The sequence below is a fragment of the Sphingobacterium sp. B29 genome (assembly GCF_001952815.1).
GTDB classification, from domain to species: Bacteria; Bacteroidota; Bacteroidia; order Sphingobacteriales; family Sphingobacteriaceae; genus Sphingobacterium; species Sphingobacterium siyangense.
Window position 1 is genome coordinate 3,711,355 of record NZ_CP019158.1, and the last position, 13,709, is coordinate 3,725,063.

At 37.3% G+C, this 13,709-nt stretch carries 15 protein-coding genes and 1 tRNA gene; 12 read left to right on the forward strand and 4 right to left on the reverse strand.

Going from position 1 to position 13,709, the window contains the following annotated elements; translation table 11 throughout:
- The first annotated feature begins 118 nt into the window (after positions 1 to 118).
- Positions 119 to 571, forward strand: a complete 453-nt coding sequence (locus BV902_RS15680) for an Lrp/AsnC family transcriptional regulator (RefSeq protein WP_075992742.1) — start codon at positions 119 to 121, stop codon at positions 569 to 571.
- A 52-nt stretch (positions 572 to 623) separates the two neighbouring features.
- On the opposite strand, the gene BV902_RS15685 is transcribed toward BV902_RS15680, so the two are convergent.
- Complete coding sequence (locus BV902_RS15685) at positions 624 to 809, reverse strand: hypothetical protein (protein ID WP_046673540.1); 186 nt, start codon at positions 807 to 809, stop codon at positions 624 to 626.
- Between the two features lie 208 nt (positions 810 to 1,017).
- On the opposite strand from BV902_RS15685, the gene BV902_RS15690 reads away from it, so the two are divergent.
- The 3 genes from BV902_RS15690 to BV902_RS15700 all read left to right on the forward strand — a co-directional run bounded on the left by BV902_RS15690 (position 1,018) and on the right by BV902_RS15700 (position 3,502).
- Positions 1,018 to 1,260, forward strand: coding sequence for a hypothetical protein (locus BV902_RS15690; protein ID WP_046673541.1), 243 nt, complete (start codon positions 1,018 to 1,020; stop codon positions 1,258 to 1,260).
- An 84-nt stretch (positions 1,261 to 1,344) separates the two neighbouring features.
- Complete coding sequence (locus tag BV902_RS15695) at positions 1,345 to 1,998, forward strand: NAD(P)H-binding protein (RefSeq protein ID WP_083663642.1); 654 nt, start codon at positions 1,345 to 1,347, stop codon at positions 1,996 to 1,998.
- Between the two features lie 91 nt (positions 1,999 to 2,089).
- Positions 2,090 to 3,502, forward strand: a complete 1,413-nt coding sequence (locus BV902_RS15700) for an alkaline phosphatase (protein ID WP_075992744.1) — start codon at positions 2,090 to 2,092, stop codon at positions 3,500 to 3,502.
- 42 nt (positions 3,503 to 3,544) lie between these two features.
- On the opposite strand, the gene BV902_RS15705 is transcribed toward BV902_RS15700, so the two are convergent.
- Positions 3,545 to 3,617, reverse strand: a tRNA-Thr gene (locus BV902_RS15705).
- A 271-nt stretch (positions 3,618 to 3,888) separates the two neighbouring features.
- On the opposite strand from BV902_RS15705, the gene clpB reads away from it, so the two are divergent.
- Entirely contained in the window at positions 3,889 to 6,489 is a 2,601-nt protein-coding gene (clpB, locus tag BV902_RS15710; RefSeq protein ID WP_075992745.1) for an ATP-dependent chaperone ClpB, read from the forward strand.
- A gap of 61 nt (positions 6,490 to 6,550) precedes the next feature.
- Here the strand turns inward: clpB and BV902_RS15715 are convergent, their stop codons facing one another.
- Complete coding sequence (locus tag BV902_RS15715; protein WP_075992746.1) at positions 6,551 to 7,045, reverse strand: TlpA family protein disulfide reductase; 495 nt, start codon at positions 7,043 to 7,045, stop codon at positions 6,551 to 6,553.
- Between the two features lie 157 nt (positions 7,046 to 7,202).
- On the opposite strand from BV902_RS15715, the gene purN reads away from it, so the two are divergent.
- Complete coding sequence (gene purN, locus BV902_RS15720; protein WP_070563826.1) at positions 7,203 to 7,775, forward strand: phosphoribosylglycinamide formyltransferase; 573 nt, start codon at positions 7,203 to 7,205, stop codon at positions 7,773 to 7,775.
- A 245-nt stretch (positions 7,776 to 8,020) separates the two neighbouring features.
- On the opposite strand, the gene BV902_RS15730 is transcribed toward purN, so the two are convergent.
- Positions 8,021 to 9,253, reverse strand: coding sequence for an MFS transporter (locus BV902_RS15730; protein ID WP_075994819.1), 1,233 nt, complete (start codon positions 9,251 to 9,253; stop codon positions 8,021 to 8,023).
- 91 nt (positions 9,254 to 9,344) lie between these two features.
- Here BV902_RS15730 and BV902_RS15735 point away from each other — a divergent pair, with 91 nt between their 5' ends.
- The 6 genes from BV902_RS15735 to BV902_RS15760 all read left to right on the forward strand — a co-directional run bounded on the left by BV902_RS15735 (position 9,345) and on the right by BV902_RS15760 (position 13,692).
- Positions 9,345 to 9,842 carry a PaaI family thioesterase gene (locus BV902_RS15735; protein WP_070563819.1) on the forward strand — a complete coding sequence of 166 codons (498 nt, stop codon included), beginning with the start codon at positions 9,345 to 9,347 and terminating at the stop codon, positions 9,840 to 9,842.
- A gap of 40 nt (positions 9,843 to 9,882) precedes the next feature.
- Positions 9,883 to 10,305 carry a hypothetical protein gene (locus BV902_RS15740; RefSeq protein WP_075992748.1) on the forward strand — a complete coding sequence of 141 codons (423 nt, stop codon included), beginning with the start codon at positions 9,883 to 9,885 and terminating at the stop codon, positions 10,303 to 10,305.
- A 101-nt stretch (positions 10,306 to 10,406) separates the two neighbouring features.
- The gene (locus BV902_RS15745) at positions 10,407 to 11,054 is read left to right on the forward strand and encodes an SCO family protein (protein WP_075992749.1); all 648 of its coding nucleotides are present in this window, start codon (positions 10,407 to 10,409) and stop codon (positions 11,052 to 11,054) included.
- Position 11,055: 1 nt separating this feature from the next.
- Positions 11,056 to 11,475 carry a c-type cytochrome gene (locus BV902_RS15750; RefSeq protein WP_075992750.1) on the forward strand — a complete coding sequence of 140 codons (420 nt, stop codon included), beginning with the start codon at positions 11,056 to 11,058 and terminating at the stop codon, positions 11,473 to 11,475.
- A gap of 295 nt (positions 11,476 to 11,770) precedes the next feature.
- Entirely contained in the window at positions 11,771 to 12,358 is a 588-nt protein-coding gene (locus tag BV902_RS15755; protein ID WP_158638758.1) for a TetR/AcrR family transcriptional regulator, read from the forward strand.
- Positions 12,359 to 12,366: 8 nt separating this feature from the next.
- Positions 12,367 to 13,692, forward strand: coding sequence for a TolC family protein (locus tag BV902_RS15760; RefSeq protein ID WP_075992752.1), 1,326 nt, complete (start codon positions 12,367 to 12,369; stop codon positions 13,690 to 13,692).
- The last annotated feature ends 17 nt before the right edge of the window (positions 13,693 to 13,709 follow it).

Here is a 13,709-nt window from a genome sequence, read left to right on the forward strand (position 1 = left end):
CAGATTTTTTCTAATAATAACAAATATACAATATTTACTTTTTTATTGACTGAAAAATAAAATTTAACACTAAATTAGCATAGAAATATTAAAATTAACTTTTAAACCACTTTCTACAATGAATAATATCGATGATTTTGATTTACAAATTTTAAAATATTTAGACGAAGATGGACGAATGGCCTACTCTGCAATAGCAACAGCTATGGGCGTATCCAATACGATGATCCATCAACGAATCAACCGATTGACAGAACAAGGAATACTGGCCGGTATAAAGCCTGTATTAAATGAAAAAAAGCTAGGCTATGATTGGGGTGCTTTTACAGGGCTAAGTTTAGAAAAAGATCATGACTCGAGCCGAATTATTGAAGAACTTAAGAAAATACCAGAAGTTACAGAATGCTATTACATTACGGGCAATTACACGCTATATGTAAAAATTATTGCTAAGAACCACGAACATATGCGACAATTGCTTTATGAAAAAATCGATAGCATTCCAGGAATTGCAAAAACAGATTCCCTTATTGAATTAGGCTGTGCCTTCAAGCGAAATATTATATTCTAGAACAAGGCAACAACCGACGGGATCCTGAATATGATTTTTCAGGGTCTCCACGTTATTTACCGATATTTGCCAACTCTTCTTCCGTCCAATAGATCAATTCGCGCAAAACATACACATTTTCATAACTTCCCAATCCATCGATATAATCCCACAAATCACCTTCAACTTTCACAGGTCTTCCATGATGAAGTATGTCATATCCATTGTCCAACCAATTTTGTATCTGCTCTTTATCCATCGTTATCAAAACTTATTGTTAATTATCTTTAAAATGACTATATCAAATATAATGTATTTTACGATGGCTACCCACATCTGTCTAAAAGAAACTCAAATTTCAACAACTTTTTGACATAGCCTTTATCACAATTTAATAAGTTCTCGCGCTAATTGACAAATTTTAAAAAGAAAAAAAGTATATTCGTATAACATCAAATATCATTGTTATGGCAGATTTTTTCTACGTTGGATACGAAGGTGAAGACGAATTACTCGAACTGGTGGCTGTATCTACTATTCAATCCCTCCTCTATTTTCAGGACGCCGATCAAGAGGATTTTACGACAATAAAAACCGCTATTGATCAAAATTTTATCGTCGAAGAAGACTTGATTACCGTCGCAGACACCCTCCGATTGGATCAATCTATTGTTCGCTTTACTCCTGGCAAGCCTAATTATAAAGATTAATTGCATGCTCAATCATCTCGGCAAATAACGCTCAGTAAAGCAATTAATACAAGATAATTAGTAAAGAAAAGAAGTAAGGAAATAATGAAGGTAGTTTTAATAGGCGGTTCTGGCGCTACAGGAAGGGCGCTCGTTCAATTGATGTTAAAATCTAAGGAAATTACGGAAATCGTAGTGCTTTTAAGACGTGTCTCGTTTGAGGAGCATATTAAATTGAAACAGGTTATCGTAGATTTCGAAAATCTAACGGATTTTGAGCAAGTGATACAGGGCAATGTCGCAATTTCCTGCCTTGGCACCACATTAAAAGACGCAGGCAGTAAAGATGCACAATGGAAAATAGATCATGATCTTAATTTGCAATTTGCGGCATTGGCTAAAAAAAATGGTTTTCCTACCTTTCTCTTATTATCGGCTGTTCTTGCGGATCCTGCATCAAAAATTTTTTATAACCGCATGAAAGGAAGCCTTGAACAGGATGTTAAGGCACTTGATTTCAATCGGCTTATTATTTTCCAGCCTGGAGGACTAATCCGACCAAATACAGATCGCTTGGGTGAAAAAACAGCTATAGCTGCCCTTCGTATCTTTAATACAATAGGATTATTCAAAACATACGAGCCTCTTTCAGTAGGACAAGTTGCTATGGCAATGTTACAGGCGATCAATCACTACAAAACAGGTATCCATACAGTAACCGTGAAAGATATCCAGAAATTAGCAGCAGAAACCAGTTGAAACAAGTAAAAAAACAATTCATAATATTGAATTAACAGTAAGCTAATCCTAAGGTTGTAATTTGTGTTTTTTTAAAATAACAACCATTCAAATGAAAAAACACGTTTTATTTCTGTTTCTCCTCGTTTTTGTACATGTTTTCCCCTCTTTTGGCCAAGAAGCAAAATACATCTTTTATTTAATTGGTGATGGCATGGGCCTCAACCAGGTTAATCTCACCGAAATTCATCAAGCTGAAGTACAGCATAAAGATAATCCCATCCCACTTGTGTTTACCCAATTTCCTCATGTTGGATTTGCCTCCACACATTCACTCTCCAATGGCGTAACGGACTCAGGCGCTGGAGGTACCGCATTAGCCGTTGGAAAAAAAACCAAAAATGGCGTTATCGGTATGGATAGTACAGGAACTGTCCCCTATAAGAGTATAGCTTATGCCGCAAAGCAAAAAGGAAAGAAAGTCGGTATTATTACAAGCGTCAGCATAGACCACGCTACCCCGGCTTCATTTTATGCGCACCAAGCAGACCGCGACATGTATTATGAAATCGGTAAAGAAATTGTCACTTCCAATTTTGATTTTTTTGGCGGATCCAATTTTCTCAAACCCGAAACAACATTTGATCATAAAAAGGCGCCATCGCTTTTCCCCATATTAGAAAAAGCCGGCTATAAAGTGCTTAAAGGAAAAGATGCTTATGCACAACTACCAAATAAATCAGATAAGATCATATTGATGAATTCAGATGGCAGTCCTATAGATGCCCTTAAATATGCCATAGACCAAAAGCCAAATGATTTAAAATTGGCAGATATCACATCTGCAGCTATCACTTCACTGCATAAAAACAATACAAATGGTTTCTTTTTAATGATTGAAGGTGGAAAAATTGATTGGGCATGCCATGCAAATGATGCGGCTACAACGATCCAGGAAGTATTGGATTTCAATGCCTCCGTACAACTCGCCTATGATTTTTATAAAAAATTCCCAAATGAAACACTTATAGTCGTTACGGCGGACCATGAAACAGGAGGATTAGGTGTCGGTAATGGAAGTTCTTCGCTGAAAACAAAATTCTTGTCACACCAAAAAATCTCGCATGCAGAACTTTCGAACGCAATTGGCAACCTTCGTAAGAATAATCCAAATGCAACATGGGACGATCTCAAGAATCTCATTGCTGCTCAAACTGGTTTATTTTCCAAAATTACAATCCATGAAACTGATCGTAATGCTTTAGAAGCTGCCTATCAAAAAAGCTTTGTCGATCACCACAATGAAACCGCAAAAAGCCTTTACGCAAGCGACGACAAAATAGCCGCATTGAGTATTTCAATCTTAAATCGGATGGGATCAATAAGCTGGGCCTCTAACAACCATTCGGCCGCCTATGCACCGGTATATGCGATCGGAGTTGGCTCCGAGCAATTCAGTCAGAAAATGGATAACACAGATATACCAAAGAAAATCGCTACAGCAGCACAACTTAGTTTGGACTAAACAAAAAAAGATCCTCAAGAAATCTTGGGGATCTTTTTTATGAGCCTCTTATCGGAATCGAACCAATGACCTACTGATTACAAGTCAGTTGCTCTACCAGCTGAGCTAAAGAGGCGTTACTTCTTTTCAATCTTACAACGTCTGACCGTTTTAAGATGCTGCAAATATCGAAAGCTTAAACCAAAAATGCAAGTCGATTTCAAGAATTTTATACCCTGTTAAGCCAATTATTTAAAAATCAAGCGCATTATTTTCAATAACTGAAAATTTGTCATGATTCAATAAAAAATATCGCCATTTTTTCCGAAGTATGGCTTAAAAACCGAATGGCACTTCAATTGTTATAACCAATATGTATCAACGAAACTTTAAATAAGAGAATAAAAATGAATTTTAACAACTATACAATTAAAGCCCAAGAGGCTATACAAAAAGCATCCGAAATTGCGGCTGGCCATCAACAACAGGCGATTGAGACAGCGCATATTTTAAAAGCTTTACTCACAGTGGATGAAAATGTTGTCAGCCACTTATTAAAAAAGTTAAATGTCAACATCAGCTATCTCGGAACTGAACTTGACAAACAAATTGAAGGTTTTCCGAAGGTTAGTGGTAGCAATATTTATTTAAGTAGCGATGCCAACAATGCACTTCAGAAAGCACAGGGCTATCTCAAAGAATTCAATGATGAATTTGTCTCGGTAGAGCATTTATTATTGGGTATCCTGGCGACCTCTGATAAGACCTCAACATTACTTAAGTCACAGGGCGTTACAGAAAAAGACTTAAAGACCGCCATAAAAGAATTGCGCGGAAACAGTCGGGTAACCGATCAAAATGCGGAGGCCACCTATAATGCTCTGGGGAAATATGCACGAAATTTAAATGAATATGCCGAATCCGGCAAATTGGATCCTGTTATCGGCCGTGATGAGGAAATTAGACGGGTGATGCAGATACTCTCCCGTCGTACCAAAAACAACCCAATACTCGTTGGTGAACCTGGGGTTGGTAAAACGGCTATTGCGGAAGGTATTGCTTACAGAATTATAAAAGGCGACGCACCTGAAAACTTAAAATCAAAGATTGTATTTTCCTTAGATATGGGCGCTTTGGTTGCCGGAGCTAAATATAAAGGTGAATTTGAAGAACGTCTAAAAGCGGTTGTAAAAGAAGTTACCGATTCCAATGGAGACATTATACTCTTTATCGATGAAATCCATACATTAGTGGGTGCTGGAGGTGGTGAAGGCGCAATGGATGCGGCTAATATCCTCAAACCGGCGTTAGCTAGAGGTGAACTACGTGCAATTGGAGCGACAACCTTAAACGAATACCAAAAATACTTTGAGAAAGATAAAGCATTAGAGCGCAGGTTCCAGAAAGTCATGGTTGAAGAACCTGACACGCAAGATGCCATTTCCATTCTCCGTGGCCTAAAAGAACGCTACGAAACACACCATAAGGTACGCATTCTGGATGAGTCTATCATTGCTGCAGTGGAATTGTCACAGCGCTATATTGCCGATCGTTTTCTACCAGATAAAGCGATTGATTTAATTGATGAGGCAGCATCCAAATTGCGCCTTGAAATGGATTCTGTACCGGAAGCTGTCGATGAGCTTGAACGTCGTATCATGCAATTGGAAATTGAGCGTGAAGCTTTGAAACGTGAAAATGACGATAAAAAAGTCGCAGAACTGTCGGAAAGTATCGCTAATCTATCTGCAGAAAGAGATACGTTGAGAGCATCGTGGCAAGAAGAAAAGAGTCTTGTTGACAATGTCAATCAAGAGATTGAGAATATTGAAAACTACAAACTCGAAGCTGAGCAGGCCGAGCGTTCCGGAGACTATGGAAAGGTAGCAGAACTTCGTTATGGACGAATTAAAGAAGCGCAAGAAAAAGTGGACAAACTAAAGGCTGAACTCGCCGAAAAACAAGAAAGTAAGCGTATGCTCAAAGAAGAAGTTACTTCAGAAGACATTGCTGATGTTGTTGCAAAATGGACGGGAATACCTGTGAGTAAAATGATTCAATCAGAACGCGAAAAATTACTGAATCTAGAGGAAGAGCTTCATAAACGTGTCGCCGGTCAGGATGAAGCAATAGAAGCTATTTCCGATGCCATTCGTCGATCACGTGCTGGATTAAATGATGCGAAACGACCAATAGGATCGTTCATATTTTTGGGGACTACTGGAGTCGGAAAAACCGAACTTGCAAAAGCACTTGCCGAGTTCTTATTTGACGACGAACAATCCATGGTTCGTATTGATATGTCGGAATATCAAGAACGACACGCAGTGTCTCGTTTAATCGGAGCGCCTCCGGGATATGTCGGCTATGATGAAGGCGGACAGTTGACTGAAGCAGTCCGAAGAAGACCTTATTCTGTTGTTTTGTTAGATGAAATTGAAAAAGCTCATCCCGATGTATTCAATATCCTATTGCAGGTATTGGATGATGGCCATCTTACAGACAACAAAGGTCGTACGGTAAACTTCAAAAACACCATTATCATTATGACCTCCAATACGGGGTCAACCATTATACAGGAGAATTTCAGTCATCTGACCGATGATAATAGGGATGAAATTATCGCCAAAACACGCAATGAGGTCTTCGATCTTTTAAAACAATCGATTCGCCCCGAGTTTTTGAACCGTATCGATGAAGTGATTATGTTTACGCCATTAAGTCGAGACGAAATTGGAGATATTGTTCGTTTACAATTTGCACATGTTCAGAAACAGCTGGCCGAACAAAATATATTCATTACGGCTTCTGATGAAGCAATGGATTGGTTGGCACAGCTTGGTTATGACCCTATTTATGGAGCGAGACCCTTAAAACGTGTTATTCAAAAACGAATTTTAAATGAATTATCAAAGGAAATTTTATCCGGAAAAGTAAATCGCGATTCGATTATTCGTCTGGATGTATTCGACGGTAAATTTGTGTTCATCAATAAACAAGAACAATAAAAAAAAGAACGTCCGATAGTACTATCGGACGTTCTTTTTTTTATTGCTAATTTTTAAACATTTAACCTGTAATACCTAAAGCTTTTAACAACTTGTTTATATCGTCTTCGCCGTCCAAATGCTGCACCAATACTTTGGTTTTTGCATCATAGATATAAAGCGAAGGGTAATTGCTTGGTTTAAATTTTTCAATAAATTGGGTTCCAGCATCAAACAAGAATTTGACATTTGGGGCACTTTTCAATGCCTTCGCATGCATATTAATAAATCCATCGACATAAGGCTTGTCATTCATGGAGATAAAATAGAAGGATACATTCTTGAATTTGGACAAGTGCTGTGCGATACCAGCGCCCATTTTCTGGCAATGGCCACAACCCGGGTCGTAAAAATCCAACACAATATAACCCGATTTTGGAAGCTTGTCCGAATTAAACTTGTTAGCCTGATAGACCTCCTCAAAAGTAAACGATGGAAGTGTTTTGGGTGCCTGTGCAAAAACAGGTTGAAATAAGAAAAATACACTTACAAAAAATAGGGAACAAAGGAACCTCATGTTAAAGAAATTTAAACCAACAGTGACTATTCAATTAATTTTAATCAATAATACTTAAAAATGCGCTTCAGTCAACTATTATTTTAGTTTTTTTACAAAAAATCCGTAAGTTTGGGCTAATTTTTAAATCGATCAAATCTATTAATACTTATTAATCGTGAAAAAACGAATTGCTATTTTTGCTTCAGGTTCAGGGTCCAATGCTCAAAAAATAATGGAACATTTCAAGTATTCAGATGAAGCTGAGGTTGCCTTGATTTTATCCAATAACCCTGATGCTTACGTTATTCAACGAGCCGACAATTTTGAAATACCTGCACATATATTTGATCGTGATGAATTTTACAAAACCGACAACGTTGTCAATATTCTTAAAAACTTAAATATTGATCTGATTGTTTTGGCAGGTTTTCTTTGGCTCGTTCCGAATAACCTTCTGAAAGCATTTCCAAATCAAATTATAAATATACATCCTGCTCTCCTACCAAAATATGGTGGCAAAGGTATGTATGGTGACCATGTGCACAAAGCCGTTTTGGCCAATAAGGAAGAGGAACATGGCATTACGATCCACTTCGCAAATGAACATTTTGACGAGGGGGAAATTATATACCAAGCACGATTCAAAGTGGATCCCAACGATACTTTAGACATTATTAAATTTAAAGGGCAGCAACTCGAACATCAGTACTTCCCTAAAATAATTGAAAATCTTATCAAAAAAATGTAAAAACAATTCTATTATTTAGAATTGTTTTAAACAAATTGTAACTTTGTATTATGAACGAAGTTATTGAATCTGTGTTGGAGATCGATGAGTCAGAAAATAAAGCCGGGTTGTTTCAGTTTCGGAATACGGCTATGAACCCTTTTTCTGACTTTTCTTGTGCCTGCTTTAAAAAGTGTTGCAAAAAATATAAAGAAGGCAAACGCTGTAAAAAATGTCCGGGACGAAAAAAAATAGCTATTTGTTGACTACTCTTCCAGGTAGTCTAAATCTTTATCAAAGCTTTCTTCTAACTGGGTCAACGAATAAATTGCTATACCCGAAAGAACGACAACCATTGTAATTGCTGCTGGCACAATTCCAAATGCATTTACTAGAAGCCCATATAGCATTGTTGACGGAATGAGTGCACCCCGTACAAAATTGGGGGCCGTCGTTGCAACAGTTGCTCTGAGATTTGTACCAAATTGTTCCGCTGAGATAGTCACAAAGGTTGCCCAATATCCTACTCCTAAGCCCATTATAAAGGCAAGGCTTAAAAACTTTGTCGCTGTAATACCATCACTCAATAAATACCATAGTGAACTTCCAATGATAATTAATTGACATATAAACACCACTTTTTTGCGGGATTTTAAAATCTGTGCGAATATTCCTGCCAGTACATCCCCGATAGAAATACCGATATAGGTAAACATCACCCCTTGACCAGCACTCAGTGTACCTGTAGCCCCCAAGGCCTTGCCGATTTCCGGAGCCTGTGTAACCAAAACACCGACAACAAACCAGATTGGAAGGCCAATACAGAGACAGTTAACATACCGTTTTAACCGGCTTTTATTTGTAAAAAGCATACGGATATCTCCTTTCACAACACCCGATTTATCTTGATCCTTAAATAATCCTGATTCAAAAGAGCCAATGCGCAACAGTAACAACAGTAAGCCCATTCCACCACCGACAAAGTAGGCCGTCCGCCAGTCAAATTCTTCCGAGACAAAATAGGCCAATATAGCGCCTAAAACACCGACACCGGCAACCAACATGGTCCCATAACCGCGTTTTGATTTATGCATACTTTCAGAAACCAAGGTAATTCCCGCCCCCAGTTCTCCGGCCAATCCAACGCCCGCTATAAAACGAATAATACCATACATAAGCACATCATGTACAAAACCATTTGCAATGTTCGCTACAGAGTATAAAAGAATCGATCCAAAAAGCACTTTTAAACGTCCAAATTTATCCCCTATAATCCCCCAAAGAATTCCACCCAACAGCAAACCGCCCATTTGCATATTGAGCACAAATTCACCCTTTACCCGCATTTCTTCCGCAGGGACGCCAATATCAGTGAAGGACTGAATACGAACTATGGAGAAAATAATCAAATCGTAGATATCGACGAAATAGCCCAGTGATGCAATCATAACCAGTAACCATACTTTTTTGCTGGATTGTTTTTCTTTTATTGTTGACATTTTAGGTTTTTTGATCTGTAAAAATACCATAGTGAAGCTATAAAACCAAGATTTCGAAAAATAATCCGACACATTGTTTTATTTTTGCATCATGAGATATAGTCCACTTGCCTTAACATGGCTATTACGTATTTACCCACCATTTCTATTTCAGGGAATCTGGGTTAAAAAAATTAGCCCCGGCTTCCAAGGCGCCAAAGTAAAAATTTATAAGACACCATTCAATATCAATACCAACAAAACATTATTTGGCGGAACGATCTTTTCTGCAGCAGATCCAATATTCCCCATCCTCATTGATCAGTATCTTCAAAAGATTGGTTTTAAGAAAACGGTGGCCTGGTTAAAATCATCACAGATCACCTTTAAGAAACCCGGCAAAACCAGCGTGGAATATTCTGTGCAACTCTCCGAGGAAATCCTTGAAGAATGTGCCCATATTATCCGCACAAAAGGCAAAGTAGTAAAGGATTTTACACTGGAAATTAAAGATAAGTCTGGCGATCTCTGTGCCACGGTACGTTGTGAAACCTATATTCGTGACTTGAATTTTACATTCCCTTCCAGAAATCGAAATATTGAGCCATAAGAAATTAATATATTTGTCCAATTACCAAAAAACAAAAAACATGAATAAAATCGCGTTTGTAGCTATCGCATCCTTGGCAATAGCAGCATGTGGAACTCAGGGAAATGGTGCAACAGGTGTAAAAGCCCTGCAAGATTCAACTATTAAGATACATGATGAAATTATGCCTCAAATCGCTCATTTCGACCGCGATGCTGTTAAGATAGATTCTATTTTGGCAAATTTAAAAAACCTAAAAACAACTAAGGCTGATTTAGACACCAATTTAACAAGAAAAGAGCTAAGCACATTGAAAGCTAATTTAGAAAGTGCTACAGACCATATGATGGACTGGATGAAAGGATATAACCCAGATTCAACAGATGTTAAATATTTTGAAACAGAGCTGCAAAAAGTAAGTGATATGAAAAAAATATTTGATAATGTTTCTAAAGAAAGCCAAGACAAATTAAAGAATTTTTAAATCCAAAAATTCAAATAACGCAGTCCACCCCGCTTTAGATTAACATTAAATTGTTCGTGTAAAGATGGAATCAAGCTTTTACAAACAAAACTATTAAACACATGAGATCCATAACTAAATTTTACTGCGCAACTGGCCTTTTACTCGGTTTATTTTCCTGTAAAAACAATAGCCAGACAAGCCTACCCATCTATGGCGAAAGAGAAGCTGTAGAAAAAACAGTTGATGGAAAACAAATCGTAGATACAGTCTATCATACTATTCCACCTTTTAAACTGCTCAATCAGGATAGTACAATGATTTCAGATAAAGATTTTGAGGGTAAAGTATATATCGCCAACTTCTTCTTTACCCATTGTCCAAGTATCTGTCCGACGATGAATCGCAACCTATTAAAGATATACCAGCAATACAAGGATAATGAAGAAGTTCGTTTCCTGTCCCATAGTATAGACTTTAAATACGATCAACCCTATGTACTGAAAGATTATGCCAATAAATTGGGTGTAACCAATAATCACTGGCAATTTGTTTCGGGGACTAGAGCAGAAATATATGGTCTAGCCAATCAATACCTGGTTTATACCGCTGAAGATAAAAATGCACCTGGAGGTTACGATCATCAAGGTTACCTTGTCTTAATAGATAAGGATAAAAGAATTCGGGGTGCCTACGACGGTACAAACGATGAGCAGGTAAAAAAATTGATGAACGATTTACCTTTACTCTTGAGTGGGGCTAAAAAATAACATGCGCATTCTCTTAACAACAGGTATAACGATCGGGGTTATTTTATCGATCTTGATTGGTTGTCAGCAGGAAGTTGATATCAAAACGGCACAATATGCGGTTAATGGTCAAAAGGTATACCGGACACATTGTCAAAATTGTCATGGAGAGAAAGGTGAAGGATTGGGAAATCTCTATCCTCCCCTAACCGATACTACCTTTCTGCAAACGCATCGTCAGGAGCTTGCTTGTATCATCAAGCACGGGACTTCCGGAGAACTTGAAGTAGCAGGCAAAAAGTTTAATAATACCATGCCCGCTTCAAATCTTTCTGCAATTGATATCGCTTATGTATTAACATACATCAATACCAAGATCAATAAAGGAAAGAATCTATATCCTCTGGAAGAAGTGGAGAAAAATTTAAAAAATTGTAAATAGAAAAAAGCGTTGGTTTTATAAGCCAACGCTTTTTTTTTCTATGCAACCGATCCACCTCCTCTAAGAAAGATCTTCGGGCCAATCTGCAAGCGACAATCAAGCTACAACCCTGGCACTCTTGGCACTACTTCCCCTCCGCCCATCAAAAAAAATAAAAAGTTGAAAACAATTTCACCTTTTTTTCCTTATTGTATTATTGGTTCAAATCGTTTTATATTTATTGATTTATAACAATATTCTGACATTTTGGATCCAAATTAATCGTTAATTTTGCAACCGAATGAACGTTCGATTGATGAATTCCAATGAAAAAATTGCGGCAGTACTTGCCAGCACACTAAAACTTATACAAACAAACGGCTTCCATGGAACGCCGATGAGCAAAATCGCACAAGATTCTGATGTAGCAATAGGAACTATCTACCATTATTTTCCATCAAAAGATGACCTAATCTTTGCACTGTTCAAACATTGTAGAACATTACTGAATGATTACATTTTTGATGGTATAAAAGATGATTTCGATTATAAAGATTCCTTTATTCATATCTGGCGCAACTTTGTCAAGTTCTATTTAGAAAATGGGCATATCTTCAGTTTTTTTGAACAGTTTTTTTCCTCTCCTTATTACGAGAAAAACAAAGCTGAGATACAAGAACCTGTAGGTGGACAAAATAAAGTTGTTGATTTTTTACAAGAAGGCATTGATCGAAAAATATTGAAACAGGTAGACGTCCATCTTTTGGTGGCCAGTTATATTGGTGTAGCCTTATCGACTGTTCACAGTATCAAATTTAAAGATCTCAAATTCTCTGAACAGAATGTAGAAGATTTAATTGGGATTATTTGGGATGGAGCTATTAATAGAGAAAAAAATAATTAATTACATATATGAAGTTTAATAGAATCGTTTATTCCTTGGCGGCCCTGTCGCTTTTGAGTAATACAGGATTTGCACAACAGCAATCTGAAAACTTGCCGGCAAATGCAACACTTCAGCAGCTGATTGATTACGCCTTACGTAATCAAATCTCTGTAAAACAAGCACAATTGGACGAGGCCATCGGTGAAAAAGATATTGACATCTCCCTTTCAGGTTGGTATCCACAATTGGGTCTAAAAGGAAGTTACAATTATAATGTCATTGTTCCATTAGCAAATATTGGCGGAAATAATATTAAAATGGGGCAGAACAATGCGAGTGCCTTAACGCTTCAAGCAGACCAACAGATCCTTAATCCGGAGCTAATGCAGGCAAAAAAAGCCGCTGAGCTGGTACGTCTCGGTAATAAACAAAATACGGAGAACAAAAAAATAACAGCTGTTGTGGAGGTCAGTAAAGCCTATTATGACATCCTTACCTCGGAAGAGCAGATCAAGATTGTTCGCGAAAATATTGCTCGCCTTCAAAAACAATTGAAAGATGCGAAGTCACAATATGATGTGGGTTTAGTTGATAAAACCGACTATAAGAGAGCGCAAATTGCGTTGGCAAATTCGAATGCTGACGAGAAAAGAACGGTTGAGCTTCGTAAATATAAATACGAATACCTTAAACAATTGCTAGCTTTGGATAAAAGCAAAAATTTGACGCTTTCATTTGACAATAGCAGTATGGAATCAGAGATTCTACTTGATACAACTGCAGGAATAAGTGTCTCTAATCGAATTGAATTCCAACAATTGGAAACATCGAAAAAGATTCAACAGTTGAGCACACAGTATTATAAATGGACATATTTACCAAGCGTAAGTGCCTTTTATAATTACGCATTCAACTATAGAAATGATAAATTCAGTAAGCTTTATTCCGACAATTTCCCGGGTTCAGTAGCTGGCCTAAATGTTTCTTTTTCAATTTTCGACGGGTTTAAACGTAAAAAACAAATCAATAAATCCAGATTGCAGGAAGAAAGAATTGACTGGGATATCAAAAATTTAGAAAACAGCATTAACACAGAATATTCGTTGGCAAAGGCAACCTATAATGCAAATTTAAATGACTGGAAAACAGCTAAAGAAAATGTGGATCTCTCCAAAGAAGTATACGAGACAATCAAACTTCAATATGACGAAGGTATCAAAACTTACCTCGATTTAATGACGGCAGAGACTGATCTCAAAACAACACAGCTCAATTATTTGAACTCCCTTTATGCGCTATTATCAAGTAAATTGGATGTTCAGAAAGCAGTTGGGGCAATCCACACAAATTAATCAATAAACGGAAACTA

What these genes read in the sequence shown, in the direction of transcription:
- BV902_RS15755 (WP_158638758.1), top strand. Translation starts at nt 11,771, where the DNA reads ATGAATTCCAATGAAAAAATTGCGGCAGTACTTGCCAGCACACTAAAA.
- BV902_RS15745 (WP_075992749.1), top strand. Translation starts at nt 10,407, where the DNA reads ATGAGATCCATAACTAAATTTTACTGCGCAACTGGCCTTTTACTCGGT.
- BV902_RS15760 (WP_075992752.1), top strand. Translation starts at nt 12,367, where the DNA reads ATGAAGTTTAATAGAATCGTTTATTCCTTGGCGGCCCTGTCGCTTTTG.
- BV902_RS15695 (WP_083663642.1), top strand. Translation starts at nt 1,345, where the DNA reads ATGAAGGTAGTTTTAATAGGCGGTTCTGGCGCTACAGGAAGGGCGCTC.
- BV902_RS15680 (WP_075992742.1), top strand. Translation starts at nt 119, where the DNA reads ATGAATAATATCGATGATTTTGATTTACAAATTTTAAAATATTTAGAC.
- BV902_RS15735 (WP_070563819.1), top strand. Translation starts at nt 9,345, where the DNA reads ATGAGATATAGTCCACTTGCCTTAACATGGCTATTACGTATTTACCCA.
- clpB (WP_075992745.1), top strand. Translation starts at nt 3,889, where the DNA reads ATGAATTTTAACAACTATACAATTAAAGCCCAAGAGGCTATACAAAAA.
- BV902_RS15730 (WP_075994819.1), bottom strand. Translation starts at nt 9,253, where the DNA reads ATGTCAACAATAAAAGAAAAACAATCCAGCAAAAAAGTATGGTTACTG.
- BV902_RS15750 (WP_075992750.1), top strand. Translation starts at nt 11,056, where the DNA reads ATGCGCATTCTCTTAACAACAGGTATAACGATCGGGGTTATTTTATCG.
- BV902_RS15715 (WP_075992746.1), bottom strand. Translation starts at nt 7,045, where the DNA reads ATGAGGTTCCTTTGTTCCCTATTTTTTGTAAGTGTATTTTTCTTATTT.
- BV902_RS15685 (WP_046673540.1), bottom strand. Translation starts at nt 809, where the DNA reads ATGGATAAAGAGCAGATACAAAATTGGTTGGACAATGGATATGACATA.
- BV902_RS15700 (WP_075992744.1), top strand. Translation starts at nt 2,090, where the DNA reads ATGAAAAAACACGTTTTATTTCTGTTTCTCCTCGTTTTTGTACATGTT.
- BV902_RS15740 (WP_075992748.1), top strand. Translation starts at nt 9,883, where the DNA reads ATGAATAAAATCGCGTTTGTAGCTATCGCATCCTTGGCAATAGCAGCA.
- BV902_RS15690 (WP_046673541.1), top strand. Translation starts at nt 1,018, where the DNA reads ATGGCAGATTTTTTCTACGTTGGATACGAAGGTGAAGACGAATTACTC.